This window comes from Bradyrhizobium sp. AZCC 2262, from assembly GCF_036924535.1.
In the GTDB taxonomy this organism is placed as follows: Bacteria; Pseudomonadota; Alphaproteobacteria; order Rhizobiales; family Xanthobacteraceae; genus Bradyrhizobium.
Genome location: NZ_JAZHRT010000001.1, coordinates 1,242,421 through 1,268,834 on the forward strand (window position 1 = coordinate 1,242,421; position 26,414 = coordinate 1,268,834).

Here is a 26,414-nt window from a genome sequence, read left to right on the forward strand (position 1 = left end):
GGTGGGTTTACGATGGCGACCTCGGCGCTCGAACAGACCTTGCGGCACGATCGCCTGATCGTGGCAATCGGAATAGCCACAGTGGTTGCGTTCTCCTGGGGCTATCTGTTTGCGGGCGCCGGTATCGACATGAGCATGGCCGACATGCCGATGGACCCTGAGCCGTGGACGCCGGCCCAGGCATTGCTCATGTTCGCGATGTGGTGGGTGATGATGGTCGCGATGATGGCGCCCAGCGCAGCCCCCATGGTCCTGCTGTTCGCCGCCATCAAGCGCAAGCAGGCGACCGCGGACAGTCCCGTCATCTCAAGCTGGCTGTTTCTCGCCGGCTATCTCGTGATATGGGCAGGCTTTAGTCTCGTCGCTGTCTCGGTGCAGTGGGGACTTGATCAGGCCGGGTTGCTGTCCGGCATGATGGCGAGCACCAGCAATTTGCTCGCCGGCATCATCCTGCTTGCCGCCGGGCTCTACCAACTCACCCCGATCAAGCGCGCCTGTCTGCGCTACTGCCAGAGCCCGGTGTTCTTCCTGAGCCGACACTGGCAACCGGATGCCATCGGCGCTCTGCGGATGGGCTTTCGCCACGGCAGCTATTGCGTCGGCTGTTGCTGGTTCCTGATGGCGCTGCTGTTCGTCGTCGGCGTCATGAATCTCGCCTGGGTCGCAGCGGTTGCGATCTATGTCGGGTTGGAGAGGATGGTCGCGCGCAGTCTATGGCTCAGCAGCGCCGTCGGCGCGGGCCTGATCGTGGCCGGCGGGATCATCCTCGCGCACGGCCTGGCCGTCGCGGCCTAGACGGCGACAAGCTCTGCAGGACTGCGCTTCGGCTTCTTCACCTTCGAAGGCCCGAACAGATTGCCTGCGGCAAGGCCTGCAGTGTCCGCCACCCCCGGATCGCGCGAGACCATGGCGGCGACGATGGCGCCGTCGATCAGCAGTGCAAGTTGATGGGCGAGCATTTGCGGTTCGGCCGCGCCCATTTCAGCGGCGAGCTTTTCGATATGCGCCAGCACCACCTTCTTGTGGCGCAGTGCGATGTTGCGGAACTGCTTGGCGTCCTTGTCGTGTTCGGCGACCGCATTGATGAAGGGGCAGCCGTAGAAGCGCTCCTCGGCGAACCAGCGCTTCAGCGCCGGAAAGATCCGTGTCAATTTCGCCTGCGCGTCGCCGCCGCCATCCTCCATCGCGCCGATGAACCATTCGCGCCATGCCTTGCCTTCGCTCTCCAGTACGGCGTTGACGAGGTTGGTCTTCGATCCGAACAGTTTATAGAGCGTGGTCTTGGCGGTGCCGGCCTCGTCGATGATGGCGTCGATCCCGGTGGCGTTGATGCCGTTCTTGCAGAACAGATGCGTCGCCGCGCTGAGCAGGCGCCCGCGCGCGGATTCCTCATCGCCTGCGGCGCGTGCCGCGACAGCCTTTCTCCTGGAAATCGATTTGCCCATGTGCGCCAGTTAATCGGAGCGCCGCGCAATCATCAAGTCGCATCTTTGCGCTGAAAATAATCGCACGCACGCGGCAATTGCTTCGCGCCTGTGCAGCGCGGCGCTGATCAATTTCCGGGCAGCACCCGCTAAGCGGCGAGAGCGCTTCGCCTTTTGGTTTTGGCCAGGTCTGGCACGCTTCATGCAGGAAACAGAACGTTCGGTATCCTACCCTAGGGAGAGAAAAGATGACCGCGGTCGCTCAAAAAACGGTGCTCACAGGCTGCCTGGCGCCAATCGACAAAGGTGGGCTGGAACAGCTCATCGCCAACGGCAAGGCCAATCCGAAGGTCATCAAGACCTTGAAGTGCAAGACGGTGGCGGAGGGCAAGTTCCGCCACGCCAACTACATCCGCAACCTCGCGCCCTATATCGTCGACGAACCGCCGGGCCTGCTCGGCGACGACACCGCGCCCAATCCGTCGGAAGCTTCGCTCGCCGCGCTCGGCTCGTGCCTGGCGGTCGGCCTGCACGCCAACGCCGTTCACCGCGGCTGGATCGTCAACAAGCTCGAACTCGAGCTCGAGGGCGACCTCAACATCACCGCGGTGTGGGGCACCGGTGACGTCAGCGAGAAGCCGGTCGGCTTCACCGATGTGCGCGTCAAGGTCGACATGGAATGCGAGGGCATTCCGAGGAGCGAGATCGATGCGCTGGTCGCCCACGTCAAGCAATGGTCGCCGGTCGCCAACACGTTTACCCGCCCCGTCAATCTCGAAGTCAGCATCTGACGGAACGCGACGCGTGCAACAGGGGTGCGGGAGACGATCATGGGTTCACTAGCTTTATCTCGGGTCGAAGCTGCAGATCGGCCCGCACCGACGATTGCTGACGAAGTTGCGAGGATCGCGCGTCAGGAGCTTGCACCGCTTGCAGGTGCAATCGATGCAGGCTCGGTCTATCCGGGTGAGTTGCTGCGTAATCTCGGCAAGGTCGGTGCGTGGAGCAGTCATGTCCCGCAGGAGGGACCTGCGGATCTGCGCTGCGCCATCCAGTCGATGGCTGTGATCGGGGAGTTCTGCGGCGCCACGGCTTTCATGGCCTGGTGCCAGAATACGCTGGTCTGGTACGCCGCGAATTCGACCAACCTGAAGCTTGCAAGCCGCTTCGGTGACAGCTTTTCGAGTGGACGGGTGCTCGGTGGTACCGGCCTTTCCAATCCGATGAAGAGCTTCTTCGGCATTGAGAGGCTAAAACTGAAGGGTCGCAGGGTTGAGGGCGGCTATATCGTCAAGGGGGCGCTGCCTTGGGTCTCCAATCTCGGGCCCAACCACTATTTCGGCACCATCTTCGAGCGCGAGGACGAGGACGGTGGCGCCGCAAAGGGCGGGCCGGACGGCACCGCAAAGGGCGGGCCGGGCGGCACCGCAAAAAGCGGGCCGGACATCGTCATGTTCCTTGCCGATTGCGCCAATCCCGCGATCACGCTGCAGCCGTGCAAGCCGTTCCTTGCGATGGACGGCACCGGCACCTATGGCGTGCAGTTCCGCGACGTGTTTGTGCCGGATGAATTGATCCTGGCCGAACAAGCCGGACAGTTCGTGAAGAAAATCCGCGCCGGATTCATCCTGTTGCAGGCCGGCATGGGGCTCGGCCTGATCAAGGACTGCATCGGCATCATGGATGAGGTCGGGCCGCCGCTCGGCCACGTCAACCGCTATCTGCCGCAGCAACCGCTGCAGTTTCGCGAACTCCATGCCGAGTTCGAGAAGGAGACGATGGCGCTGGCGCGTGATCCCTATAATTCCGACGACAGCTATTGGCGACGCGTCGTAGCACTTCGCCTGCGGCTCGGCGACGCCAGCGTCGCAGCCGCGCATGCAGCGATGCTCCACTGCGGCGCGCGCGGTTACCTCAAGAGCCATCGCGCCCAGCGCCGGCTTCGCGAAGCCTATTTCGTCGCCATCGTCACCCCCGCCACCAAGCAGCTTCGCAAGATGCTGGCCGGCGACGAGCACTAAAGGGATTTCCGACCGACCCAACCAGCAACCATAAAACAGGAGAGGCCTGCCATGACGGACGTTCTGATTACTGCCGGCGAACTCGCGGAATTCCTCAAGAAAGAGCCGTGTGTCATCATCGACACCCGCAATCCCGAAGCCTACGGCGCGGGGCATCTCCCTGATGCCGTCAATGTCCATGAAATCTTCACGTACCTGGCGACCTCGACGCCGGAGGGCATGCAGGAGCTGAAGACGAAATTCGCCGATGCGTTCGGCGCCGCCGGGCTTTCGGGGAAAGAGACCGCGGTCATCTACGAACAGTCGATGAATTCCGGCTTCGGCCAGTCCTGCCGCGGCTATTATCTCCTGACCATGCTCGGCTATCCCAAGGTCAAGGTGCTGCATGGCGGCTACGATGCCTGGGCAGCCGCCGGCCTGCCGGTAACCACGGACGTTCCGTCGCCGGTGAAAGCGTCGTTCTCGATCGTATCGGAGGCGGGCGACATCCTGATCGATGCCAAGACCATGCTCGCCGCCGTCGGCAAGCCCGGCATCGCGCTGCTCGACGTCCGCGACATCGACGAGTGGATCGGCGAAAGCTCGTCTCCGTATGGCAAAGACTTCTGCCCGCGCAAGGGACGCATCCCCGGCGCCGTCTGGCTGGAATGGTACCGCATGATGAAGCCCACGGCCGAGGGGCCGCGCTTCAAGTCGAAAAACGAAATTTTGGCGGAATGCGCCACCGTCGGCATCACAGAGAGTACGCCGGTCTATCTCTATTGCTTCAAGGGGGCGCGCGCCTCGAACACGTTCCTGGCGCTGAAGAACGCCGGCGTGAGGGATGTGCGGATGTATTTCGGTTCCTGGAACGAATGGTCGCGCGATCCGTCGCTGCCGATTGAGGAGGGGCTGCCGACGGAGACCAAGCTCACCACCAAGGCGGCGTAACGAGCAGGAGTTCCTCATGGTGAGGAGCGCGAAGCGCGTCTCGAACCATGAGGCCCGCCTGTGGCCTACATCCTTCGAGACGACCCCTCCGCGGTCTCCTCAGGATGAGGATTAGGCAGCTCTGACACAGTAGAACCGTTGCAGTCTGATCCAGCCGGATCGGACTGCAACCTCATTTGCCGACTGCTGGCGTTCGCGATTCAACCAGGCATGCTGTCGAATTGCGGCAGGTCGAGCGGTTTGCACCAGTTCAGGCGGCGCTTGGTGAACATTTCGAGCTTTGGCGCAATCAATTCAGGCCGGTCCAGGCTGCCAAGCATGACGAAGACGAGGCCCGGGAAACTATCCAGATTGGTGGTGAACAATCGAGAGCCGCAATCAGGGCAAAAGTTGCGGTCCAGTCCCTTGCCGGACTCGGCGACATAATGATGCGCTTTCGGTTTGCCGCTGACCACGTTGAAATCGTCCTGCGGCACGCCGAAGAACGTGGCCATCTCGCCGCCCGACGCCCGCTTGCAGTCCAGGCAATGGCAGTTGGCGATGAAGTCCGGGTCGGTGTCGAACTCGAACTTCACCACAAGCACATTGAGCCGTGTATTTCTTAGCCATGCGAGTTGCCTTTAAGTCGCGAGTTTGAATGTTGTGATGATTGCCGCCCCATCATTCTATGCTGCAGGTCTGGACCTGCGACAAGGGCTGCCGACGAGCGAGTGAGCCGTTCGGACCCAGGATGCCGCTGCGCGAACTGGTGCAACCGCCAATAGCGTCGCTCTGGCGTTCCCGGGATCGGAAGGGTATAATTTGAGTGCACTTGGTGGTGGCTCGAATGTCTAAGTTCTCAAGCAAATCAGGTCTCGCATGGATCGTGGCGATGCTGTGTCTGGGCGCGCCCGTCGTCCATGCCCAGACCTCGCCGGTAAATTACTGGATTCCGGGCTGGCCGATGGGTTTCAGCGGCGCTGCGGGCGAGGGCGCGAACGGCTACGGCAACTTTCCGAGCTTCGATTTCCGCGACGTCGGAACTGGCTCCGCCTACGCGCGCTACAATTTCTCGAACGGATTTTTTGTCGGCAGCCAGCGCAACACCATGGGCTTCAGCGGCCTCAGCCAGAGCGCCTTCGGCGGTTTCGGCTCGGTCTATAGCGAAGGCGTGCAGTTCGGCTACAGCCTTAAGAATGGCGGCGGGCCGCCCGTCACGTTCTTTGCCGGTTTCGACACGCTGAAATACAATACCAGCATCGGCAGCAACGCATTCGCGCCGTTCGACTCCAAATCCGGCACGCTGCCTGTTTCCAGCGCGTATGCCGGCGTCGAATTCCAACCGACGTCCAATCTTAGCCTGTCGCTCGGGGTCGGAGTCGTCCAGCAGACGGGGCGGATCGATAGCGAGATCAATTCGCTGCCCGGCGCTTCGTCCTTCTCCGTCGGCGGTCGCCGCTACTAGGGCATGCACTCGTAGTCAAGTCAGGTCCGCTTTACTCTCGGACGGCGATGATCAAGCCAACATTGATGCATGTCGCCTTTGGGTCAACGGCGGTAGTCGACGTCTATTCGATGGCTTCATCAGCCCTTGCGAGACGGTTTCGACAGAGCCCAGCTTAGCGCCAAAAAGACGGCGCGACGGCCTTGCCGACATCTGTGATAAACCAATGGCGAAGCGCATCCCATAGGGAGAATGCCATGCCCAGGACAAAGGTGTCCGTCCCCGATGTAGCCGAGGCCGGCCCCGATCTGTGGTCAAACGCCATACGCGCAGGCGACATGCTGTTCATCTCGGGCCAGGTAGCACGTCCATTTGAAGGCGGCACAGGGATGGTCGGCAAAGATGAGTACGAACAGACAAAGCAAATATTTTCGCGCATTGATCGGATCATCAAGGCGGCCGGCGGAACAATGGATAACCTGGTAAAGATGACGATCTACGTAGTCGACATCAAGAAAAACACCGAGGTCTGGCGAGCGCGCCGCGAGTTCTTCACCGGCGACTTTCCTGCCTCCACGCTTGTAGAAGTGCGGTCTCTTGCGAAGCCGGAAGTGCTGGTGGAGATCGAAGCCGTCGCCTATCTCGGCAGGAGTTGAAGTCCGAATTGGCCAGCCAAGCCACGGGCATTGGAAATGCCCAGCGCCTTGATGCGTGATGCGAGTGTGGTCGGCTTGATATCCAGCATTTCCGCAGCACCGCCAGGTCCGAATACCTTGCCGGAACAGGCCGCAAGCGCGGCGAGAATGTTGGCGCGCTCGTGGGCGCGCATTTCGGACGCGGTCAAAACAGCCGGGCGGGCATCGGCTGTCACGCGCGACGAGCCGGGGGCGGGCTGAGCGCCGGATGAATCCGGCAGGTCGATGCGTAAGCGCCCGTTCTGCGCGAGGATCGCCGCGCGCTCGATGACGTTTTGCAGTTCGCGGACATTGCCCGGCCAGTCGTAGCGCGAAAGTTTTCGCGCATCGCCTTCCGACAACCGCAGCTCGGATTTCAGCGCCTTGCTTTCGCGGGTCAAAAAATGCTGCGCCAGCAGCGGAATGTCCTCGCGCCGCTCGCGTAGCGGCACCGACTCCACCGGAAACACGTTGAGCCGGAAATAGAGGTCCTCGCGAAACCGGCCGCGCTGCACTTCCTGCTTCAGATCGCGGTTGGTGGCGGCGATCAGGCGGACGTCGACCGCGCGGGTGCGCTCTTCACCCACGCGTTCGAAATTGCCCTCCTGCAGCACGCGCAGCAGCTTGCCCTGCAGCTCCAGCGGGATTTCGCCGACCTCGTCGAGAAACAGTGTGCCGCCATCGGCGAGTTCGAACCGCCCGATGCGGTCGCGCATCGCGCCGGTGAAGGCGCCTCTGATATGGCCGAAGAATTCGCTTTCAAAGAGTTCGCGCGGGATCGCCGCGCAATTGACGCGGATCAGCGGCCGGTCGCGGCGGCTGCTCGCCTCATGGATGGCGCGCGCGATCAGTTCCTTGCCGGTGCCGGATTCGCCGGTGATCATGACGGCTGCGGATGTCGGGGCCACCAGCTTGACCTGCCGCAACGTCGTCTGAATCGCCTCGCTCTGGCCGATGATGCCGCGCGGATTGGTCTCGATCCGAATTTCTTCCTGCAAATAGGCGTTTTCCAGCTCCAGCCGTTCGCGCAGGCGATCGACCTCGGCGAGTGCCGCATGCAGTTTTTCGTCGGCCTCGCGGCGCTGGCTGACGTCGCGGAACACGATGACCGCGCCAACGACGACGCCGCGGTCGCGGATCGGCGTCGAGGTGTATTCGACCCAGACCGGCGTGCCGTCCTTGCGCCAGAACACCTCGCCGTCGACCTGATGCACGGCGCCGTCGCGAAACGCCGCATAGATCGGGCAATCATGATCGGGGTAGTGGCGCCCGTCATGATGGGTGTGATGCACGATCGGGTGGATTTCCTTGCCGACCAGTTCTTCCGCCGCCCAGCCCAGCATGCGCTCGGCGGCGGGATTGACGAAGGTGGTCTTGCCCTCGGCGTTGACGCCGTAAATGCCTTCGCCGGCGGCGCGCAGGATCAACTGGTTTTCGCGCTCGATGTCCTGGAACACCCGCTCGACCCGCTGCCAGGTCGCGATCCCGCCACGCATGTGGTCCTCGGCCGCCGCATCGACATAGCGGCGGCGGCGCGCATCGAGGTCGCTCATGGCGAGCAGCACCAGCGCGCGGCCGTCACCCGGCACACGCGAGCCGGCATATTCGAGCCTGAGCGTTTGTCCCGTGGCGTGACGCGGCGTCAGCGCATTGGTCCAGAACGCACCCTTGTCGAGCACGGCCTGCGTGAACACGATCAGCGCGGGGAACTGGCCAGCGTGCAGGGTGCTGACCTTGGTCTGCCGCAGCAGCGCGCGGTCGTAGCCGAGCAGGGTGCAGGCGGCGGGATTGGCGTCGAGGATCACGTCGGCATGGGGGTCGAGCAGCAATGTCGGCTCGACCGCGAACTCGAACGCGGCGGCATGGAGATCGATCTCGTGTGATCCAGCCGCAGAGCCGAGAGCAAGATCCATCACACCAAAACTCCGATATTTCGTAATCGCGCTACGAATTTTCGTTTATCACGAATTCTCGTAATCGCCAATAGGAGCGCAAAACCCTGCGACATCAGCGCAATTGCTGAAGAACAAGGCTGGCATGTGCCTTGCTTAATTAGGGGGCAATGCACGTGCAGGAGGTCTCATGTCTACCTTCGACAACCCATTCGATCCCGACCGCCGCCTTCGTGCGGGTGGCTGCAGCTGCGGCCAGCATGTCAGCGAAGCCGAACACGAACATGCCGCGCTGGCGCTGCGCTGCGAGCCTCAGCCTACCGAAGACAAGCGCTACGAGGGCGTCGTCGCCTCCGCCGTGATGCGGGCGATGTTCCCCAGGGATGCCGCGCGGCGCGCCTTCCTGAAATCGGTCGGCGCTTCGACCGCGCTGGCCGCGATCTCGCAATTCTTTCCGCTTCAGACCGCGACCGAATTGTTCGCGCAAGGCGGCGCGCCCGAGAAGAAGGACCTCAAGGTCGGCTTCATTCCGATCACCTGCGCGACCCCGATCATCATGGCCGCGCCGCTCGGCTTTTATTCCAAGCACGGCCTCAACGTCGAAGTGGTGAAGACCGCCGGCTGGGCTGTCATCCGCGACAAGACCATCAACAAGGAATACGACGCCGCCCACATGCTGGCGCCGATGCCGATCGCGATCTCGCTGGGATTGGGCGCCAATGCGATACCGTTCACGGTGCCGGCGATCGAGAACATCAACGGGCAGGGCATCACGCTCGCCATGAAGCACAAGGACAAGCGCGACCCTAAGGACTGGAAGGGCATGAAGTTCGCCATTCCGTTCGACTATTCGATGCACAATTATCTGCTGCGCTATTACCTCGCCGAGCACGGCCTCGATCCCGATACCGACGTGCAGCTCCGCTCGGTGCCGCCGCCGGAAATGGTCGCGAACCTCCGCGCCGACAACATCGACGGCTTTCTCGCGCCCGACAACATCTGCCAGCGCGCGATCTATGACGGCGTCGGCTTCATGCACATCCTGTCCAAGGAAATCTGGGACGGCCATCCCTGCTGCAGCTTTGCCGCCAGCCGCGAATTCATCACCAGCTCGCCGAACAGCTTTGCTGCGCTGACGCGGGCGATCGTGGACGCCACGGCGTACGCGTCGAAAGCCGAAAACCGCAAGCAGATTGCGGAGGCAATCGCGCCGGCCAACTACATCAACGCGCCCGTCACCGTGCTGGAGCAGGTGCTGACCGGCACCTATGCGGACGGCCTGGGCGGCGTGAAGACGGACGCCAGGCGCGTCGACTTCGATCCGTTCCCCTGGCAGTCCTTTGCGGTGTGGATGCTGACCCAGATGAAGCGCTGGGGCCAGATCAAGGGCGATGTCGACTACAAGGCGGTGGCCGAGCAGGTCTATCTCGCGACCGACACCAAGAAGGTGATGGCCGAGATGGGGCTGACGCCGCCGGCGACGTCGTACAAATCCTTCTCCGTGATGGGCAAGACGTTCGATCCGGAAAAGCCGGACGACTATCTCGCCAGCTTCAAGATCAGGAAGGCGTCGTGAGGGGTACAGTGCAACGCCATTCTCCGCCGTCGTCCCTGCGAACGCAGGGACCCATACACCGCGGCGGCAGTGGCGAAAGAAGGTCTTTGACATCGTGCCACAAACGGACGGCACGGCGTATGGGTTCCCGCGTTCGCGGGGACGACGTGCTGAGAGATTGTCGGCGATGACCTTCTCCCTTCGCTTCCGCGCAGCCGTCGTCTCGATCGCGTTATTCGCGGCCTTTCTCGGCATCTGGCATCTCGCCACGCGCTCGACCGCTGCGACCACGCACATGTCGCCGGAATACGCCAAGCTGATGGGGCTGACGGCGACGCAAGGCAAGTCGGCGATGCCGGGCCCGCTCGATGTCGGCGCGAAATTGTGGGAACACCTCAAGCAGCCGTTCTACGACAAGGGGCCGAACGACAAGGGTCTCGGCATCCAGCTCGGCTATTCGATCGGCCGCGTCGGCCTCGGCTATCTGCTCGCGGTCATCGTCGCGATCCCGCTCGGCTTCCTGATCGGCATGTCGCCGCTGATCAGCAGGGCGATCGACCCGTTCATCCAAATCCTTAAGCCGATCTCGCCGCTGGCCTGGATGCCGCTCGCGCTCTACACCATCAAGGATTCGAGCATCTCGGCGATTTTTGTCATTTTCATCTGCTCGGTATGGCCGATGCTGCTGAACACGGCGTTTGGGGTCGCTGCCGTGCGCAAGGAATGGATCAACGTCGCGCGGACACTGGAGGTCGGCACCATCAGGCGCGCCTTCACCGTGATCCTGCCGGCGGCGGCACCGACGATTCTCACGGGCATGCGGATATCGATCGGCATCGCCTGGCTGGTGATCGTCGCGGCCGAGATGCTGGTCGGCGGCACCGGCATCGGCTACTTCGTCTGGAACGAGTGGAACAACCTTTCGATCACCAACGTCATCATCGCCATTCTGTTGATCGGCATCGTCGGCATGCTGCTCGACCAGATTCTTGCGCGCTTCACGCGCATGGTCACGTTCCCGGAATAGCGCCATGACCGACAAATTCATTTCCATCGAGGGCATCGCGCGGCGTTATCCCGGTGCGGATGGCGGCCAGACCGCGGTTTTCGAAGATCTCTGGCTGTCGATGGGGCGGGGCGAATTCGGCTGCGTGATCGGCCATTCCGGTTGCGGCAAGACGACGGTGCTGAACATCCTGGCCGGCCTCGACGAGCCGAGCGAGGGTGCCGTCATCGTCGACGGGCAGGCCATTGAAGGCACCAGCCTCGACCGCGCCGTGATCTTCCAGAGCCACGCGCTGCTGCCGTGGCGCACCGTGCTCGGCAACGTCGCCTATGCCGTGACCTCGAAATGGCGCAACTGGGACCGCGCCAAGGTGAAGGCGCATGCGCAGACCTTCATCGACCTGGTCGGGTTGACCGGCTCCGAGCACAAGCGGCCGTCGGAACTGTCCGGCGGCATGAAGCAGCGCGTCGGCATTGCGCGTGCGCTGTCGATCACGCCAAAGATCATGCTGATGGACGAGCCGTTCTCGGCGCTCGACGCGCTGACCCGCGGCACGCTGCAGGACGAGGTTCGCCGCATCTGCCTGGAGACCGGACAGACCGCCTTCATGATCACCCATGACGTCGATGAAGCGATCTATCTCGCCGACAAGATTTTCCTGATGACCAACGGCCCGGGCGCCGTGCTGGCCGAGATCGTGGAAAATCCGCTGCCGAAGGACCGCGGCCGCATCGATCTGCACCGCCATCCGCTCTATTATGCGCTGCGCAACCACATCGTCGATTTCCTGGTCAGCCGCAGCAAGACATTTGCATCTGATGTGACCGACCACGATCCGCGCAACGTGCCGACGGTGCGGATCGGGAAGCCGGAATTGGTAATTGCTTCGGGGGCTGTCGATTCAGAACAGGCGTCATGGCCGGGCTTGTCCCGGCCATCCACGTCTTCCTAAACAGACCAGCAAAGACGTGGATGCCCGACACAAGGCCGGGCATGACGGTTAGAAGGAGAGTCATATGAAACGCGAAGACCTCACCGAAAAGCTGCTCGACATCAAGCGCGAGAAGGGCTGGAGCTGGAAACACATCTGCGAAAAGATCGGCGGCTATTCGGAGGTGCTGATAACAGGCGCTATTCTCGGCCAGATGAAATTGACAAAGCCGCAGGCCGCCAATGCCGGCGAACTGTTCGGGCTGTCGAAATCGGAAACTGCGATGCTCAACGAGGTGCCGATGCGCGGCACCGGAACCCCGATGCCGCCGACCGATCCGCTCATCTATCGCTTCTACGAAATGGTGATGGTGAACGGTCCGGCGTGGAAGGCGCTGATCGAGGAAGAATTCGGCGACGGCATCATGTCGGCGATCGACTTCGACATGGCGATCGATCGCGTCGCCAATCCGAAGGGCGACCGGGTCAAGATCACGATGTCCGGAAAATTCCTGCCGTACAAATATTATGGCGCGAGTGGGAACGTGCCGGAGTATGGGTTCAAGGAGGGGTGATTTGATCCTCCGTCATTCCGGGGCGCGAAGCGAACCCGGAATCTCGAGATTCCGGGTTCGTGCTTCGCACGCCCCGGAATGACGGTGGTGAGGCCCGCTACCCGAACGCTGCTCTGACCTCCTTGATCGGCGCCATCTCGCGCACAAAGGTGAATGCGCCGTGATCTTTCATCTCACGGGCGCTCTTTAGGAACGCCGCCAGCGCATAACGCTCCATCGCGCCGCCGACGCTGATACGCTTGACGCCTGCGGCTGAGAGCTGATCGACGGTCAGCGTCGGGTCGGCAAAGCCCATCACCAGGTTGAATGGCTTGCCGACTGATGACACCTCGGTGCGGATGGTGTCGATGTCGTGCACGCCGGGCGAATACAATACGTCCGCGCCAACCGCCTCGAACGCCTGCAGCCGCTTGATGGTGTCGTCGAGATCCTTGCGGCCGTGCAGGAAATTTTCGGCGCGCGCCGTCAGCGTGAACGGGAAGGGCAGCGCGCGCGCTGCCTCGACGGCTGCCTGCACGCGCTCTACCGCGAGCTGGAAATCGTAGATCGGCTTTTGCGGATTGCCGGTCGAATCCTCGATCGAGCCGCCGACGCAGCCTGCTTCGGCCGCACGCGCGATCGCTTTCGCCGCGGTCTTCGGATCATCCGCGCCGCAATTCTCCAGATCGGCGTTGACGGGGAGGTCGGTGGCATCCGCTATCATCCGGCAGTTCGCGATGATGGCATCGAGGCTGACGGTGGCGCTGCCGAGCGTATTGGCAAGGCCGAGGCTCGTGGTCGCGAGCGCCTCGAACCCCATCGCGGCAAGCAGTTTTGCCGTGCCCGCGTCCCAGGGATTGGGAATGATGAAGGCGCCGGGCCGCGCATGCAGCGCACGGAACGCTTCGGCTTTTTCCATCTGGGTTCGCATCGGTAACTCCTGCTTGAGATGCCTACGGTTGTTCACTGCGACGTCTTTCGACCCGTCATCCTGAGGAGCCGCGTAGCGGCGTCTCGAAGGACGACGGCCCGGTCCGGGGCCGCTCATCCTTCGAGGCTCGCTTCGCTCGCGCCTCAGGATGACGGGTTGAAACTAGCGGGCTATCTCCCATCAGCCAAATTTGTTATTTCTCTATGCATCATCAGCTTTTTGCATGGATCAAACATGGACAGCGATGCGCTTCTCACGTTCCTGACCGTTCACCGCCGCGGCGGCATTTCGAGCGCGGCGAAGGTGCTGCACCGCTCGCAGCCGGCGATTTCGCGGCGCATTGCGTTGCTGGAACAGGAACTCGGCGTGCCGCTGTTCGAGCGGATCGCGGGCCGCACGATGCTGAGCGATGCGGGGCGGGTGATGGTGCCTTATGCCGAGCGCGCGGTCGCCGCCGCCCAGGATGCGGAGAATGCGGTTCGCGCGCTGGCGCGGCCGAATTTTGGGCCGATTGCGCTCGCGGTGGTCGGCACGCTGGCCGGCGGGCGGCTGTCGGCGATCTTGAAACGCTTCGCGGCCGAACATCCCGAGGTCGAATTGAGCCTGCGCACCGCGACCAGCGCGGAGGTCAGCGATCTGATCCGGCGCGGCGAGGCAACCATCGGCCTGCGCTATGACCGCGACCGCTCGCGTGATCTCGATTGCGAATTGCTGTTTGCCGAACGGCTGCAGGTGGTATGCGGGGGCGACCATCCGCGCGCCGGCCGCCGTCTGACAAAACTCGCCGATCTCAGCGGCGAGCGCTGGATTGCCTTTCCCGTGGTGCCGGGACGGCGCGAGATCACGGCGTCACATGTTTTTGCGCTGTTTCAGACCCATGGCCTCGGTGAAATCGATTGGACGCCGGTCGACAGCCTGACCGCGCAAAAGCGGCTGGTCGAAGCCGGCCTCGGCATCGCACTGCTGTCGGAGAGCAATGCCGCGGAGGAATTGCGCTACGGCACGATTTCGACCATCGACGTCCGCGATCTCAAGGCGAGCCACGATGTGGTGACGGTAACGCGCCGCGGCGGATTTTTGAGCGCGGCGGCGCGGCGATTGATGGAGATCGTTCGGAAGGAATATTCAAAGGGGCGAATGGCGAATGGCGAGTAGCGAATGGAGTTTTCCCTATTCGCTCCTTATGCCCCCGCCTTCACCTGGGCGACAGCCTGCGCCATTAGTTCGTCCATCCTGGCGCGAAGTTGCTCCTCGGTCATGTCAACACCCTTGGCTTTGACATCGCCTAGCACCTTGCGAAGCACGTCGCCGTCGCCCTCAAACACGGCCGCGACCACCTCCTTGGCATAGGCGGCGGCCTCATCGCCCGACTTGCCGAGCTTTTCCGCGATCAACTGCCCGAGCAGCTTGTTACGGCGCGCCACGGCCTTGAATTTCAGGTCCTCATCAAGGGCGAATTTCTTCTCAAAACCTTCCTCGCGCTTGTCGAAAGTGGTCATTTCTTCGGTTCCAATCCCGGCAAAAGGTAAGCGGGGCCGGCGTTGTCGCGGCCCAATCGCCTACCTAGATAGAGGGGGCGAATCGGTAAAACAACGAGCCGTTAGGCCGCAGGCAACCGGGATAAATTGGCCCCAATTGGGCTGGGTCGATTGTGCTGGATGGGGCAATCGGATAGGTTGCCGTCAGGCGAGGTTCTTGTTCTGTTTCCGGTCGCTCTGTTCAGGACCTGGCCTTCACGGCAGCTCCGTCGTGGTCGCAAACCCTTGTCATCCGGAGCACACCAATTTCATGGATTTCAACAAAACACGGTACATCCCAATGAGCCGTCGACGCCGTATTTATGAAGGCAAGGCCAAGGTCCTGTATGAAGGCCCGGAGCCGGGAACCCTGATCCAGCACTTCAAGGATGATGCGACCGCGTTCAATGCCAAGAAACACCAGGTGATCGAGGGCAAGGGCGTCCTCAACAACCGGATTTCGGAGTACCTGTTTCAGCACCTCAACGACATCGGGGTGCCGACCCATTTCATCCGCCGCCTCAACATGCGCGAGCAGTTGATTCGGGAGGTCGAGATCGTGCCGCTGGAGGTGGTGGTGCGGAACGTCGCCGCCGGCTCGCTGTCGCAGCGTCTCGGCATCGAGGAGGGCACGCAACTGCCGCGCTCGATCATCGAGTTCTATTACAAGAACGACCAGCTCAACGACCCCATGGTGTCGGAAGAGCATATCACTGCGTTCGGCTGGGCCACGCCGCAGGAAATCGACGACATCATGGCGCTCGCCATCCGCGTCAACGACTTCCTCACCGGGCTGTTCCTGGGCATCGGCATCCGTCTGGTCGATTTCAAGATGGAATGCGGCCGGCTGTTCGAGAACGAGATGATGCGGATCATCGTCGCCGACGAGATCTCGCCCGACTCATGCCGGCTGTGGGATATCAAGTCGAACGAGAAGCTCGACAAGGACCGTTTCCGTCGGGATCTCGGTGGCTTGCTCGAGGCCTACACCGAAGTAGCAAAGCGTCTGGGCATCCTGATGGAAAACGAGCGTCCGGCTGGTACCGGTCCGGTGCTGGTGAAGAGCTAGCACGTCATTCCGGGGCGCGGGCGCAGACCGCGAACCCCAATGCGCAATTGCGCATTGTGGAATCCAGAGATTGTTCGCGCGAGATTCCGGATCGACCCGCTGCGCGGTTCGTCCGGAATGACGAGGTTAAAATGAAGGCACGCGTTACCGTTACGTTGAAGTCGGGGATTCTCGATCCGCAGGGCAAGGCCATCGAAGGCGCGCTGAAATCGCTCGGCGTCGATGGCGTCGCCAGCGTCCGCCAGGGCAAGGTGTTCGACATCGAACTGTCGGGCGCCGACAAGGCCAAGGCCGAAGCGGCGTTGAAGGATGCCGCCGACAAGCTGCTGGCGAATACGGTGATCGAAAACTATCGGGTCGAACTGCTCTAGGCGCGCCTTCCATGAAATCAGCCGTTCTCGTCTTTCCCGGAATCAACCGCGAGCGCGATATGGCGCGTGCGCTCAAACTCGTCTCCGGCCAGGAGGCGGCAATGGTCTGGCATGCCGACACCGCGCTGCCAAAGGGGACCGATCTGGTCGTTGTGCCCGGCGGGTTTTCCTATGGCGACTATCTGCGCTGCGGCGCCATTGCCGCCCGCGCCCCCGTGATGGACGCGGTGCGCAAGTTCGCGGCCGATGGCGGCCTCGTGCTCGGCGTCTGCAACGGCTTTCAGATCCTCTGTGAAGCCGGCCTGCTGCCCGGCGTGCTGATGCGCAATGCGCGGCTGAAGTTCATTTGCAGGGATGTCCATCTGCGGGTCGAGCGTTCGGATACGCCGTTCACGCGCGGCTACAATGCCGGCCAGGTCATTCGCGTGCCGGTCGCCCATGGCGAGGGCAATTACGAGGCCGATGAAGAGACGGTGAAGCGGCTGGAAGGCGAGGGGCGCGTGCTCTACCGCTACTGCTCGGCTGAGGGCATTGTCGACGAGGCGTCCAACATCAACGGCGCCGCGCAGTCGATCGCCGGCATCGTCAACGAGCGCGGCAATGTGCTCGGCATGATGCCGCATCCGGAAAACCACGTCGAAGACATCATGGGCTGCACCGACGGCCGCGGCCTGTTCGCGGGCCTCGCCGCACATCTGGAAAAAGCCGCGTGAAATCCGTCATGATGCGCCTGATGATGCGCTCGGCCGTTGCCGCGGCGGTCTTGTCGCTCGCCGCTGCCGCCCACGCGCAGGACTATCCCAAGCGTCCCATCAGCATGATCGTGCCGTTCGCGGCCGGCGGCACGTCCGACGTGATCGCGCGCGTGGTCGCCGAGGAGATGGCCAAGTCGCTCGGGCAGCCGATCGTGATCGAGAATGTCGCCGGCGCCGGCGGTTCGACCGCGCTGACACGCGCGGCGCGCGCGGAAGCCGACGGCTATACCATCGCCATCGGCAACGCGGGCACCAGCGCCGCGGCCTATACGATCTATCCAAAGCTGCCGTTCACGCCGGAATCCTTTGTGCCGATCGCGGTCGTCGCGAAGACGTTCGGCATCGTGGCGCTGCGCAAGGATTTTCCGGCGAAGAACCTGCAGGAATTCATCGCCTATGCGAAGAAGAATCCCGGCAAGGTCAATCTCGGCCATGCCGGCATCGGCTCGTCGAATTTCCTGATCTGCAAGAGCTTTGAAAACGCGGCCGGCGTTGAGGTCACGCTGGTCGGTTATCGCGGCGCGGCGCCGGCGCTGACGGACGCGATCGGCGGCCAGATCGACGGCGTCTGCGACTCGGCCGCCTCGGTGTCGCAGGCGATCGACGACAAGCTGGTAAGGGGTCTCGTCGTCGGCTCGACGGTGCGGCTTTCGACCTTGCCCGATCTGCCGATGTCGTCGGAAGCCGGCCTTCCCGATTTCGAGGCGCAGGGCTGGAACGGCCTGTTTGCGCCGAAGGGCACGCCGCCTGCGATCATCGCGAAACTGAATGCTGCGGCCAGGACGGCCGTCGAAAGCGAGGCGGTAAAGAAGCGCTTTCACGATCTCTCCACCGTCGCGCCCGACGCCAACGAGCTCGCGCCCGAAGTGCTTGGACAGTTGGTGACGCGCGACGTCGCGAAATACAAAAAGCTGCTGGAAGAGAAGAAGTAGCACCCGCGGTCATGCAATGAAAAAGCCCCGTCAAGCGGGGCTTTTTATTACCTGCCAGTTATTATCTGCCAGCTATTACCTGCCAGGTGTCGAGCCGGGGCCTGCCGGCGCAATGGTCGAGCCGCTGGGCGACGGGTTGATGAGAGTGTTCCCCGACGGGTTCAGTCCGCTGTTCTGTCCCGCCGCGGCACTGCCAGCATTGTTGGTCATGCCGGTGCCAGCGGCGCCGCCCGTCGCATTACCTGATGTCGTTCCGCCAGTGGAAGATCCCGTCGTCGGACCGCTCGTCGCTGCGCCACCCGTGGCCGAACTTCCGCTTGCCGAGCCGCTGCTGGATTGCGCAAGCGCATAAGTGCCCGTGAAGACAAGCGCTGTCGCCAATCCCAATGTTGCGAGTTTCATGATTGCTCCTTTTTCTTGCCGCGTAACCGCCAACGAGGTCCGCTAGCGTTGCGTTCCCGCTGGCCGATCACAGTTCGTTGCTGTTCCCGGAGGTTTCCGCCGGGCCGCAAATCTGGAATCGCAGCGATGCTCTGGAAAGAAAGGCGCCGCCAGTCGATATTTCACGCCCCATCACAACTGAAGATTGTCCAATTGAACTTGCCGCGCTATCAAGGCCACTAACGACCGTCCGACCCCGTTTGCCTGGAATGCGCCATGCCTGTTGCTCTCGTCATTTTGCTGCTCGATATCACGCTGATCTATCACGCATCGAGGACCGGACGCCTGCAGCCCTGGGCGTTCATCATCCTGATGATCCCGCTGGTCGGCGCGCTCGCCTACATCGTCGTCGAGCTGGTGCCGGAGTGGTTTGGAAGCCCCGGCGCCCAACAGGCACGCAAGCGCATCGCCGGCAAGCTCGATCCGAAAAAGGCCTACCGTGAGCTGTCCGACCGGCTCGCCGGCAGCGATACCATCGCCAACCGCCAGGCACTTGCGACCGAATGTCTGAAGGTCGGGCGGTTCGACGAAGCCGAGCGCCACTACAATCACGTCCTCAAACTGCCGATGGGGGATGAGCCGGCCTACGCGCTGGGCAAGGCGCAGGCTCAGTTCGGTCTCAATCGCCCGGCGGATGCGCTCGCGACGCTGGATGATCTGAAGGAGCGCTGGCCGGATTTTGAATCTGCCGAAGGGCATCTGCTCTATGCCCGCTCATTGGCCGAGGTCGGCCGCACCGACGAGGCACTCGACGAATACCATGCGCTCGCCGCCTATTTTCCCGGCGCGGAAGCCCGGGTTCGATACGGCATGCTGCTGAAATTGGTGGGCCGCACCGCCGAGGCGAGGGTGGTGTTCAACGAATTGCTGCTTCAGATGCGACGCGCGCCCAGATATCTGCGCGAGGCGCAGGCCGAATGGCTTTCGATCGCTGAAAAGCAGTTGTCGACCTGAACCGTAACGGCCAAAGACATCTCTGTTGAACTGCGCAATCTTTGTTCACTTGCGGAAAGTGGCTGGCCTGAAACTTGCTCGTCTCTCCTGATCCCAAACGCGGATTTTCCGATCGTCGGACGGAGATCGATCATGCCCATTCGCAAGGCTTGCTGCACGGTTGCGCTGTTGACCGCCCTGCTGTCGTCCCATTCGGCGACGGCTGAAACCACGCTGCGCATCGCGATGACGGCGTCCGATATTCCCACTGCGACCGGGCTGCCCAACAACGGTTTCGAGGGGATGCGCTTCCTCGGCTATCCGATCTTCGAAGGGTTGGTGCTGTGGGACCTGACCAGCACAGACCGGCTGGCGACCTTGCGTCCCGGGCTCGCGGAGAAATGGGAGCAGGACCCCAGTGACAACAAGACCTGGATTTTCCATCTGCGCCAGGGCGTCAAATTCCACGACGGCACCGATTTCAATGCCGACGCCGTGATCTGGAATCTTGACCGTTATTTCAACAGCGAGAGCCCGCAATTTGAGCCGCCGAGTTCGGCGATATCGCGGGCGCGCGTTCCCGTGATGGGCAGCTACAGAAAGATCGACGACGCTACCGTCGCCATCACCACCACGAAGCCCGCCTCCTATTTTCCCTACATGGCGGTCTATCTCCTGTTCACCTCGCCGGCATCGTTCGAGAAGGCGGGAAAGGAGTGGGCAAAGGTCGCAACCTTGCCGGCGGCTGGCACCGGGCCGTTCCGGATCACCAAAGTGGTGCCGCGGCAGGAAGCCGATCTTGCTCGCTGGGACAAATATTGGGACGCCAGCAGAAAAGCGAAAGTCGACAATGTCGTGCTGATGCCGATCCCTGAGGCGAATTCGCGATTGGCCGCGTTGCGCTCCGGCCAGGTCGACTGGATCGAGGTGCCGCCGCCCGACGGCATCGCTTCCCTGAAATCCGCCGGCTTCACCATCACTACCGGCTCCTATCCGCATGTCTGGCCGTGGTTCTACAACATCGGCGCCGCCGACAGCCCGTTCAAGGATGTCAGAGTTCGTCAGGCGCTGAACTATTGCATCGACCGGGAAGGGCTGGTCGCGCTGCTCAACGGCACCGCGGAGCCGTCGGTCGGCTGGCTCAAGGCCAGCGATCCCGATTTCGGCGCGCCGGTCAATCGCTACAAGTTCGAGCCCGCCAAGGGCAAGGCGCTGCTCGCGGCAGCAGGCTACACGCCGGCGAAGCCGCTCTCGTTCAAGGCGCTGATCTCGAATTCCGGCTCGGGGCAGATGCTGCCGTTGCCGATGAATGAGTTCTTGCAGCAGAATCTGAAAGAGGCCTGCGGCGTCAACGTGGAATTCGACGTGATTGAATGGCAGGTGCTGCTGACGGCGGCGCGCGCCACGCCTGACAGCCCGAATCTGCGCGGCGCCATGGTGCTCAATATCAGCTCGCCGTCGTCGGACGCCGGCGTCATGGCGCGCTACTTTCTGGCGGCCAATTTCTCGCCGAACGGCTTCAATTTCGAGCAGTGGAAGGACGACGAATTCGAAGACGCGCTGAAGACGATCTCGGAATCGACCGATTCGACGGCGATCTCGACCGCCTATCGCAAGGCGCATGAGCGGCTCGTCGACAATCCCCCGTGGCTCTACATCGTCCACGATCTCAATCCCCGCGCGATGAGCCCGAAGGTCAAGGGTTTTGTTTCGCCGCAGTCGTGGTTCGTCGATCTGACGCTGGTGAGCATGCAATAGGCGCGTGATGGCTTTGGCGGAATCAGCCGTCATCCTGAGGAGCCGCGTTAGCGGCGTCTCGAAGGATGAGTACGGCCCGTGGCCCATCCTTCGAGGCTCGCTGCGCTCGCACCTCAGGATGACGGTTGACTGCGCGGGCACTTCGACCCGATCTGATGCCATCCGCTCTAGGCGCGTGGGCTCAGCCGCCGCGACGCCGATAGTTCCACCGCCGATAGGCGTCTTTCGGGATTGTCATGGCGGCGACACCTGCCATGACCAAAATCAGGCCAAGCGTCAGGTTTGCAGGCACGGTTTCGCCGAGCAGCAAAACCGACAGGCCAACGCCGATCGGGATGCGCAGATAGCCTTGCGCGTTGGTGGTCAGCGTGCCGAGCCGTGTCAGACACATGTAGAACAGCATCAGCCCGAACGCGCTCGAGAAGATTCCCATCGCGACGGTGGCGACCAGCGCTTCGGTGGTTGGCCGCAAGGTCCAGGGATGATCGACGATCAGCGATGCCGGCAATAATATCAGCCCGCCGAACAGCAGCGAGCCTGCCGCCACTACCATCGGGTCGTAGTCGGTCAGCCGCAAGCCGAAGATCGTGGCGCAGGCAAACGAGATAGTCGCGATCAGGATGACGATCTCGGCAAGGATATTGGCATCGAGGGTCGCGAGCGCGTCGAGGCCGATGATCACGGCCGTTCCGACAAGCCCCAGAATGGCGCCGGCAAGCTTGAGCAGCGTGGCCGGCTCATGCCGCGTAATGCCCCAGGTGATGAGAAACGCAAAGATCGGCGTCGTCGAGGCCAGCACCACCGTATTTGCCGCCGGCACGTATTGCTGCGCCCAGGTGATCAGCAGGAATGGAAACGTCGCATTGATGATCTGCTGCTGGGCGAACAGCTTCCAGGCTTTGAAGTCCGTCGGCATCGCGATCCCGCGGAAACGCAAGACCACCAGCAGAAAGCCCGCGGCGATCAGCGAGCGCGCCGAGATGAAGGTGATCGGCGGAAACGAGCCGAGGCCGATCTTGGTCAGCGGATAGGTCGAACTCCAGCAGCACGCCAGCGCGAGCAGCAATGCATAGTCGCGCCAGCCGCGACTGATCTGTGGCGTGTCAGGTGGCAACGGCGCCTGTGCCAGTCGGCTTCTTCCATTTCACCCGCTTGATGGTGCCTGAGAAGGTAAACAGCGACCGTTCGCCGGATTTCAGCACGCCGCGCAGGAAGATCAGCGACCCGCCGGCGCGGGTGATTTCACCCTCGCATTCGATCAGCTCGCCCTCGCGCGCGGCGTCGAGAAACTCGCAGGCGAACGAAACGGTGACGCCGGGGCCCTCCAGCACGGAAGAGGCGATCGCAAACAGGCAATAGTCGGCGAAGGACATGAAGCAGCCGCCATGGACGTTGCGCTGGCCGTTGAGGTGCTTCTTCTCGACCCGGAACGCGCATTGCACGCGGCCGTTTTCGTTCATCCGGTGCCAGAACGGGCCGTTATGGGTCTCAAAATTGTCGCGGGTCCAGGTCCGCCAGCCCTTGAATTCGCCCTCGGTTTCAGCGTGGAGGTCGGGGCGCTGGTGAAATGCATTTTTGGGGAGTTCGTTCACTAAAAATGGCCCTTCAATTGAATGTTTCCGACCTTAAATCCGATCCGGGAAGGATGTGCAAACGCCGATCCCGCAAGCCCCCCTTCGTAAAGCTCTGGACAGGGCTGAAATGCGCCATAAAAGGCCTTTTCGCACCCCCTCGATCTTCCTATTAAGGCACCCATGAACGAGCCCCAGATCACCCCCGAACTCGTCGCCAGCCATGGCCTGAAGCCGGACGAGTATGAGCGCATCCTCAAGCTGATCGGGCGGGTGCCGAGTTTCACTGAACTGGGGATCTTCTCGGCGATGTGGAACGAGCACTGCTCGTACAAGTCCTCGCGTATTCATCTGCGGGGCCTGCCGACCAAGGCGCCATGGGTGATCCAGGGCCCTGGCGAGAACGCCGGCGTCATCGACATCGGCGACGGCCAGGCCGTCGTGTTCAAGATGGAGAGCCACAACCACCCGAGCTATATCGAGCCCTATCAGGGCGCGACCACCGGCGTCGGCGGCATTCTGCGCGACGTGTTCACCATGGGCGCGCGGCCGATCGCCTGCCTCAATGCGCTCTCCTTTGGCGCGCCGGAGCACCCCAAGACGCGGCATCTGGTTTCGGGCGTGGTCGCCGGCGTCGGCGGTTACGGCAATTCGTTCGGCGTGCCGACGGTTGGCGGGCAGGTGCGTTTCCACACCCGCTATGACGGCAATATCCTGGTCAACGCGATGGCGGTAGGCCTCGCCGACACCGACAAGATTTTCTATGCGGCGGCCTCCGGCGTGAACATGCCGATCGTCTATTTGGGCTCCAAGACCGGGCGTGACGGCATTCACGGCGCCTCGATGGCGTCGGCCGAGTTCGACGACGATTCCGCCGAGAAACGGCCGACGGTGCAGGTCGGCGATCCCTTTGCGGAAAAGCTCCTGCTGGAAGCCTGCCTTGAAATCATGGAAGCCGATTGCGTCATCGCGATCCAGGACATGGGCGCGGCGGGCCTGACGTGCTCGGCGGTCGAGATGGGCGCCAAGGGCGATCTCGGCGTCGATCTCAATCTCGATGCGGTGCCGACGCGCGAAACCGGCATGAGCGCCTATGAGATGATGCTCTCGGAAAGCCAGGAGCGCATGCTGATGGTGCTCAAGCCTGAAAAGGAGCAAGAGGCCGAGGCGATCTTCAAAAAGTGGGGGCTGGATTTCGCCGTCGTCGGCTACACCACGCCAAGCAAGCGCTTCGTGGTCAAGCATGGCGGCGACGTCATGGCCGATCTGCCGATCAAGGAATTGGGCGATGAGGCACCGCTCTATGACCGCCCGCATGTGCCGTCCGCCGCGTTGCCGGTGGTGCAGGCGCGCGAGGTAAATCCGCCGCTCGGCGTTTCCGCGGCGCTGGAAAAGCTGATCGCAACGCCCGAGCTGTGCTCGAAGCGCTGGGTGTGGGAGCAGTACGACCACGTCATTCTCGGCAATACCGTGCAGCGTCCCGGCGGCGATGCCGCTGTTGTCCGCGTGCAGGATGGGCCGAAGGGGCTCGCGCTCACCGTCGACGTGACGCCGCGTTATTGCGAGGCGGATCCGTTCGAAGGCGGCAAGCAGGCCGTCGCCGAAGCCTGGCGTAACATCACGGCAGTCGGCGGCCGTCCGCTCGCGATCACCGACAATCTGAATTTCGGCAATCCGGAACGGCCCGAAATCATGGGCCAGTTCGTCGGCTGCCTGAAGGGCATTTCGGAGGCTTGCCGCACGCTCGACTTCCCGGTCGTGTCGGGCAACGTCTCGCTCTACAACGAAACCAACGGCCGCGGCATTTTGCCGACGCCCTCGATCGGCGGCGTCGGCCTGCTCGACGATTTCACCAAGTCGGCGACGCTGGCGTTCAAGGCGGCGGGCGAAGCGATCCTCTTGATCGGCGACACGCAAGGCTGGCTCGGGCAATCCGTCTACCTGCGCGATATCTGCGGCCGCGAAGAGGGCGCGCCGCCGCCGGTCGATCTCGCGGCCGAAAAGCGCAATGGCGACGTGGTGCGCGGCATGATCCACGCCGGCACCGCCACCGCCGTGCACGACATCTCCGACGGCGGCCTGCTGATCGCGCTCGCCGAGATGGCGATCGCGAGCGGCATCGGCGCGCAGCTATTGGCGGCGCCGGCCTCGATCGTGCCGCACGCCTACTGGTTCGGCGAGGATCAGGCGCGTTACATCGTAACGGTGCCTGCGGCGGATGCTGGCCTGGTGTTGGCCAAGATGAAAGGCGCGGGCGTGCCCTGTGCGCGGATCGGCACGACGGGCGGTGATGCGATTGCGGTCGCGGGTGAAACGGCGGTGTCGGTGAACGCGCTCAAGACAGCGTTCGAGCGCTGGCTGCCGGCCTATATGAGCGGCAAGGCGGGGTAGGCTCTTGTAGCCCGGATGGAGCGAAGCGAAATCCGGGGGCGGTATGTCCGTGACTCCCGGGTTGCGCTGCGCTCCACCCGGGCTACGGATTTTCACAGCACCTTCGTCGCACCTGGAATCTGCCGCAATGCCCGTGTCAGCGCCCAGCTCCCCGCAACGGTCAGAACGAACCCGATCACGACCTTGACGATCGCCGGCAGGTCGTAGTCGAACAGCCAGTATTGCAGCCACAATGCGATCGGGTAGTGCACCAGGAACATGCCGTAGGCATCGCTCTGCATCGGGTCGAGCAGCTTGGCTGTGCCTGATTGCCTGAACCTCTGGAAAAAGGCCAGGATCAGAAACATGATGGCCACGCTGAAGACGGTGAAGCAGACGGCGTAGAGCCCCTCATACCAGTTCGGCAACGGCGACGGGTTGCCCAGTATTTCGCGTTTGATGGTGATCAGCACCCACAAGAGGCAATACGGAACGATCGCCAGGACCATCCAGTCCCAGCTGACCTTCGCCATCCGGCCGTCTGCCGCGAGCAGTCCGCGATCCATATTCGCGACACCGATGCCGGCCCCGAAAAAGAAGTAGCTCGCATAGAGCATCACGCGTCCGTGCTGGACCGAGAACGGCCCGAACTCGAACCAGCTGCTTGGTCCATAAATCATCAGCCCGGGAACATAGAACGCTGCGGTGACGGCCAGCATGACCGCGAAGAACACCGCGGGCCGGCGGCGGCCGTGCAGCGAAAGGCGATTGATCGGATCGAGCAGGTTGGGCGACAGCCGATGCAGGATGCAAGCAACCACGTCGAAGGCGAGCAGGACCCAAAGGAACCAGAGCGGCCCGCTCGGCCACGGGCCCTTCGTGACCATATTCCACCAGTATTCCGAAAAGCCGATTTCGGGATGGTGCCGCATCGAGATCGCGTAATAGGCGAGCGGAATGACCGTGAACGCGCAGATCACGAACGGCAGGCCAAGCCGGAGCAGGCGGTCCGCCAGATAGTTCATCGCTCCCTTCCGGGCGATACCGGACCAGGCGAACAGCCCCGACAGGAAGAAGAACATCGCCATGAAGAAACTGTCGGTGGCGAGCACGATCATGTCGAAGCCGAAGAAGTACTTCGGATCGGTGTGACCGAAATAGGTATAGGGGATGACGGCATGATGCAGCAGCACCACCAGCGTCAGGAAGGTGCGGGCCCGATCAAGCGAAAGGTTTCGCGATTTGGCTTTGGGTACGGCGCCCACGTCGGCAGGCCCAACGGCGGAAATCGATGTCATGCGCGGCTCCCGGCCAGGCTGTTTGTGCCGAATGTTGCAGCCGGGAACTTGATTCAGCA

The 26,414-nt window shown here is 62.5% G+C and carries 26 protein-coding genes and 1 pseudogene; 19 read left to right on the top strand and 8 right to left on the bottom strand.

Features of this window, described 5'->3' with window-relative positions:
* Positions 1-12: 12 nt before the first annotated feature.
* A complete protein-coding gene (locus tag V1283_RS05690; RefSeq protein ID WP_334385469.1) occupies positions 13-795 on the top strand; it encodes a DUF2182 domain-containing protein in 783 nt (260 codons plus the stop codon).
* Here V1283_RS05690 and V1283_RS05695 read toward each other — a convergent pair.
* Positions 792-1,445 carry a TetR/AcrR family transcriptional regulator gene (locus V1283_RS05695; RefSeq protein ID WP_334385470.1) on the bottom strand — a complete coding sequence of 218 codons (654 nt, stop codon included), beginning with the start codon at positions 1,443-1,445 and terminating at the stop codon, positions 792-794. The genes V1283_RS05690 and V1283_RS05695 overlap by 4 nt on opposite strands.
* A gap of 227 nt (positions 1,446-1,672) precedes the next feature.
* On the opposite strand from V1283_RS05695, the gene V1283_RS05700 reads away from it, so the two are divergent.
* Genes V1283_RS05700 through V1283_RS05710 form a run of 3 tightly spaced genes read left to right on the top strand, consistent with a single transcriptional unit; the run spans position 1,673 to position 4,375 of the window.
* Complete coding sequence (locus tag V1283_RS05700; RefSeq protein WP_334385471.1) at positions 1,673-2,215, top strand: OsmC family protein; 543 nt, start codon at positions 1,673-1,675, stop codon at positions 2,213-2,215.
* Positions 2,216-2,254: 39 nt separating this feature from the next.
* Positions 2,255-3,445 carry an acyl-CoA dehydrogenase family protein gene (locus V1283_RS05705; RefSeq protein WP_334385472.1) on the top strand — a complete coding sequence of 397 codons (1,191 nt, stop codon included), beginning with the start codon at positions 2,255-2,257 and terminating at the stop codon, positions 3,443-3,445.
* 51 nt (positions 3,446-3,496) lie between these two features.
* Positions 3,497-4,375: a sulfurtransferase gene (locus V1283_RS05710; protein WP_334385473.1), complete on the top strand. Its 879-nt coding sequence runs from the start codon at positions 3,497-3,499 to the stop codon at positions 4,373-4,375.
* 200 nt (positions 4,376-4,575) lie between these two features.
* Here V1283_RS05710 and V1283_RS05715 read toward each other — a convergent pair.
* Positions 4,576-4,984 (bottom strand): annotated as a pseudogene (locus V1283_RS05715) (GFA family protein).
* A gap of 217 nt (positions 4,985-5,201) precedes the next feature.
* On the opposite strand from V1283_RS05715, the gene V1283_RS05720 reads away from it, so the two are divergent.
* Positions 5,202-5,819 (top strand): hypothetical protein, encoded by a 618-nt coding sequence (locus V1283_RS05720; protein ID WP_334385474.1) that lies wholly within the window; start codon positions 5,202-5,204, stop codon positions 5,817-5,819.
* Between the two features lie 236 nt (positions 5,820-6,055).
* Positions 6,056-6,454, top strand: a complete 399-nt coding sequence (locus tag V1283_RS05725; protein ID WP_334385475.1) for a RidA family protein — start codon at positions 6,056-6,058, stop codon at positions 6,452-6,454.
* Here V1283_RS05725 and V1283_RS05730 read toward each other — a convergent pair.
* Positions 6,436-8,385, bottom strand: coding sequence for a sigma 54-interacting transcriptional regulator (locus V1283_RS05730; protein WP_334392963.1), 1,950 nt, complete (start codon positions 8,383-8,385; stop codon positions 6,436-6,438). The genes V1283_RS05725 and V1283_RS05730 overlap by 19 nt on opposite strands.
* Before the next feature lie 169 nt (positions 8,386-8,554).
* On the opposite strand from V1283_RS05730, the gene V1283_RS05735 reads away from it, so the two are divergent.
* The 4 genes from V1283_RS05735 (at position 8,555) to cynS (ending at position 12,430) form a co-directional block, all read left to right on the top strand.
* Positions 8,555-9,940 carry a CmpA/NrtA family ABC transporter substrate-binding protein gene (locus V1283_RS05735; protein WP_334385476.1) on the top strand — a complete coding sequence of 462 codons (1,386 nt, stop codon included), beginning with the start codon at positions 8,555-8,557 and terminating at the stop codon, positions 9,938-9,940.
* Between the two features lie 166 nt (positions 9,941-10,106).
* Positions 10,107-10,946 (top strand): nitrate ABC transporter permease, encoded by an 840-nt coding sequence (gene ntrB / locus V1283_RS05740; protein WP_334385477.1) that lies wholly within the window; start codon positions 10,107-10,109, stop codon positions 10,944-10,946.
* Positions 10,947-10,950: 4 nt separating this feature from the next.
* The gene (locus V1283_RS05745; protein ID WP_334385478.1) at positions 10,951-11,877 is read left to right on the top strand and encodes an ABC transporter ATP-binding protein; all 927 of its coding nucleotides are present in this window, start codon (positions 10,951-10,953) and stop codon (positions 11,875-11,877) included.
* Between the two features lie 64 nt (positions 11,878-11,941).
* Complete coding sequence (gene cynS / locus V1283_RS05750) at positions 11,942-12,430, top strand: cyanase (RefSeq protein ID WP_334385479.1); 489 nt, start codon at positions 11,942-11,944, stop codon at positions 12,428-12,430.
* 97 nt (positions 12,431-12,527) lie between these two features.
* On the opposite strand, the gene V1283_RS05755 is transcribed toward cynS, so the two are convergent.
* Positions 12,528-13,340, bottom strand: coding sequence for an isocitrate lyase/PEP mutase family protein (locus V1283_RS05755; protein WP_334385480.1), 813 nt, complete (start codon positions 13,338-13,340; stop codon positions 12,528-12,530).
* Between the two features lie 234 nt (positions 13,341-13,574).
* Between V1283_RS05755 and V1283_RS05760 the strand changes: the two genes are divergently transcribed.
* Complete coding sequence (locus V1283_RS05760) at positions 13,575-14,495, top strand: LysR family transcriptional regulator (protein ID WP_334385481.1); 921 nt, start codon at positions 13,575-13,577, stop codon at positions 14,493-14,495.
* Between the two features lie 26 nt (positions 14,496-14,521).
* Here the strand turns inward: V1283_RS05760 and V1283_RS05765 are convergent, their stop codons facing one another.
* On the bottom strand, positions 14,522-14,839 hold the full coding sequence (locus V1283_RS05765) for a DUF1476 domain-containing protein (protein WP_334385482.1): 318 nt from the start codon (positions 14,837-14,839) through the stop codon (positions 14,522-14,524).
* 319 nt (positions 14,840-15,158) lie between these two features.
* Here V1283_RS05765 and purC point away from each other — a divergent pair, with 319 nt between their 5' ends.
* The 7 genes from purC to V1283_RS05800 all read left to right on the top strand — a co-directional run bounded on the left by purC (position 15,159) and on the right by V1283_RS05800 (position 21,116).
* The gene (purC, locus tag V1283_RS05770) at positions 15,159-15,926 is read left to right on the top strand and encodes a phosphoribosylaminoimidazolesuccinocarboxamide synthase (protein ID WP_171708996.1); all 768 of its coding nucleotides are present in this window, start codon (positions 15,159-15,161) and stop codon (positions 15,924-15,926) included.
* 131 nt (positions 15,927-16,057) lie between these two features.
* Positions 16,058-16,297 carry a phosphoribosylformylglycinamidine synthase subunit PurS gene (purS, locus tag V1283_RS05775; RefSeq protein ID WP_057838858.1) on the top strand — a complete coding sequence of 80 codons (240 nt, stop codon included), beginning with the start codon at positions 16,058-16,060 and terminating at the stop codon, positions 16,295-16,297.
* Between the two features lie 11 nt (positions 16,298-16,308).
* Entirely contained in the window at positions 16,309-17,010 is a 702-nt protein-coding gene (gene purQ, locus V1283_RS05780) for a phosphoribosylformylglycinamidine synthase subunit PurQ (protein WP_334385483.1), read from the top strand.
* Positions 17,011-17,018: 8 nt separating this feature from the next.
* A complete protein-coding gene (locus tag V1283_RS05785) occupies positions 17,019-17,984 on the top strand; it encodes a tripartite tricarboxylate transporter substrate-binding protein (protein WP_334392964.1) in 966 nt (321 codons plus the stop codon).
* Positions 17,985-18,000: 16 nt separating this feature from the next.
* Complete coding sequence (locus V1283_RS05790; protein ID WP_334385484.1) at positions 18,001-18,336, top strand: hypothetical protein; 336 nt, start codon at positions 18,001-18,003, stop codon at positions 18,334-18,336.
* A gap of 305 nt (positions 18,337-18,641) precedes the next feature.
* Entirely contained in the window at positions 18,642-19,379 is a 738-nt protein-coding gene (locus V1283_RS05795; RefSeq protein WP_334385485.1) for a tetratricopeptide repeat protein, read from the top strand.
* Between the two features lie 132 nt (positions 19,380-19,511).
* On the top strand, positions 19,512-21,116 hold the full coding sequence (locus V1283_RS05800; RefSeq protein WP_334385486.1) for an ABC transporter substrate-binding protein: 1,605 nt from the start codon (positions 19,512-19,514) through the stop codon (positions 21,114-21,116).
* Positions 21,117-21,297: 181 nt separating this feature from the next.
* Here the strand turns inward: V1283_RS05800 and V1283_RS05805 are convergent, their stop codons facing one another.
* Together V1283_RS05805 and V1283_RS05810 are read right to left on the bottom strand one after the other, a co-directional pair.
* The gene (locus V1283_RS05805; RefSeq protein ID WP_334385487.1) at positions 21,298-22,230 is read right to left on the bottom strand and encodes a DMT family transporter; all 933 of its coding nucleotides are present in this window, start codon (positions 22,228-22,230) and stop codon (positions 21,298-21,300) included.
* Positions 22,220-22,708 (bottom strand): PaaI family thioesterase, encoded by a 489-nt coding sequence (locus tag V1283_RS05810; RefSeq protein WP_334385488.1) that lies wholly within the window; start codon positions 22,706-22,708, stop codon positions 22,220-22,222. Before V1283_RS05810 ends, V1283_RS05805 begins: the two co-directional genes overlap by 11 nt.
* A gap of 162 nt (positions 22,709-22,870) precedes the next feature.
* Between V1283_RS05810 and purL the strand changes: the two genes are divergently transcribed.
* Positions 22,871-25,078 carry a phosphoribosylformylglycinamidine synthase subunit PurL gene (purL, locus tag V1283_RS05815; RefSeq protein ID WP_334385489.1) on the top strand — a complete coding sequence of 736 codons (2,208 nt, stop codon included), beginning with the start codon at positions 22,871-22,873 and terminating at the stop codon, positions 25,076-25,078.
* Positions 25,079-25,170: 92 nt separating this feature from the next.
* Here purL and V1283_RS05820 read toward each other — a convergent pair whose 3' ends face one another.
* Positions 25,171-26,355: an acyltransferase family protein gene (locus tag V1283_RS05820; RefSeq protein ID WP_334385490.1), complete on the bottom strand. Its 1,185-nt coding sequence runs from the start codon at positions 26,353-26,355 to the stop codon at positions 25,171-25,173.
* Between the last annotated feature and the right edge of the window lie 59 nt (positions 26,356-26,414).

Excerpts from the sequence above, each read along its gene's own strand:
- V1283_RS05690 (WP_334385469.1), top strand. The coding sequence starts at position 13 with ATGGCGACCTCGGCGCTCGAACAGACCTTGCGGCACGATCGCCTGATC.
- V1283_RS05695 (WP_334385470.1), bottom strand. The coding sequence starts at position 1,445 with ATGGGCAAATCGATTTCCAGGAGAAAGGCTGTCGCGGCACGCGCCGCA.
- V1283_RS05700 (WP_334385471.1), top strand. The coding sequence starts at position 1,673 with ATGACCGCGGTCGCTCAAAAAACGGTGCTCACAGGCTGCCTGGCGCCA.
- V1283_RS05705 (WP_334385472.1), top strand. The coding sequence starts at position 2,255 with ATGGGTTCACTAGCTTTATCTCGGGTCGAAGCTGCAGATCGGCCCGCA.
- V1283_RS05710 (WP_334385473.1), top strand. The coding sequence starts at position 3,497 with ATGACGGACGTTCTGATTACTGCCGGCGAACTCGCGGAATTCCTCAAG.
- V1283_RS05720 (WP_334385474.1), top strand. The coding sequence starts at position 5,202 with ATGTCTAAGTTCTCAAGCAAATCAGGTCTCGCATGGATCGTGGCGATG.
- V1283_RS05725 (WP_334385475.1), top strand. The coding sequence starts at position 6,056 with ATGCCCAGGACAAAGGTGTCCGTCCCCGATGTAGCCGAGGCCGGCCCC.
- V1283_RS05730 (WP_334392963.1), bottom strand. The coding sequence starts at position 8,385 with ATGGATCTTGCTCTCGGCTCTGCGGCTGGATCACACGAGATCGATCTC.
- V1283_RS05735 (WP_334385476.1), top strand. The coding sequence starts at position 8,555 with ATGTCTACCTTCGACAACCCATTCGATCCCGACCGCCGCCTTCGTGCG.
- ntrB (WP_334385477.1), top strand. The coding sequence starts at position 10,107 with ATGACCTTCTCCCTTCGCTTCCGCGCAGCCGTCGTCTCGATCGCGTTA.
- V1283_RS05745 (WP_334385478.1), top strand. The coding sequence starts at position 10,951 with ATGACCGACAAATTCATTTCCATCGAGGGCATCGCGCGGCGTTATCCC.
- cynS (WP_334385479.1), top strand. The coding sequence starts at position 11,942 with ATGAAACGCGAAGACCTCACCGAAAAGCTGCTCGACATCAAGCGCGAG.
- V1283_RS05755 (WP_334385480.1), bottom strand. The coding sequence starts at position 13,340 with ATGCGAACCCAGATGGAAAAAGCCGAAGCGTTCCGTGCGCTGCATGCG.
- V1283_RS05760 (WP_334385481.1), top strand. The coding sequence starts at position 13,575 with ATGGACAGCGATGCGCTTCTCACGTTCCTGACCGTTCACCGCCGCGGC.
- V1283_RS05765 (WP_334385482.1), bottom strand. The coding sequence starts at position 14,839 with ATGACCACTTTCGACAAGCGCGAGGAAGGTTTTGAGAAGAAATTCGCC.
- purC (WP_171708996.1), top strand. The coding sequence starts at position 15,159 with ATGAGCCGTCGACGCCGTATTTATGAAGGCAAGGCCAAGGTCCTGTAT.
- purS (WP_057838858.1), top strand. The coding sequence starts at position 16,058 with ATGAAGGCACGCGTTACCGTTACGTTGAAGTCGGGGATTCTCGATCCG.
- purQ (WP_334385483.1), top strand. The coding sequence starts at position 16,309 with ATGAAATCAGCCGTTCTCGTCTTTCCCGGAATCAACCGCGAGCGCGAT.
- V1283_RS05785 (WP_334392964.1), top strand. The coding sequence starts at position 17,019 with ATGATGCGCCTGATGATGCGCTCGGCCGTTGCCGCGGCGGTCTTGTCG.
- V1283_RS05790 (WP_334385484.1), top strand. The coding sequence starts at position 18,001 with ATGAAAAAGCCCCGTCAAGCGGGGCTTTTTATTACCTGCCAGTTATTA.
- V1283_RS05795 (WP_334385485.1), top strand. The coding sequence starts at position 18,642 with ATGCCTGTTGCTCTCGTCATTTTGCTGCTCGATATCACGCTGATCTAT.
- V1283_RS05800 (WP_334385486.1), top strand. The coding sequence starts at position 19,512 with ATGCCCATTCGCAAGGCTTGCTGCACGGTTGCGCTGTTGACCGCCCTG.
- purL (WP_334385489.1), top strand. The coding sequence starts at position 22,871 with ATGAACGAGCCCCAGATCACCCCCGAACTCGTCGCCAGCCATGGCCTG.
- V1283_RS05820 (WP_334385490.1), bottom strand. The coding sequence starts at position 26,355 with ATGACATCGATTTCCGCCGTTGGGCCTGCCGACGTGGGCGCCGTACCC.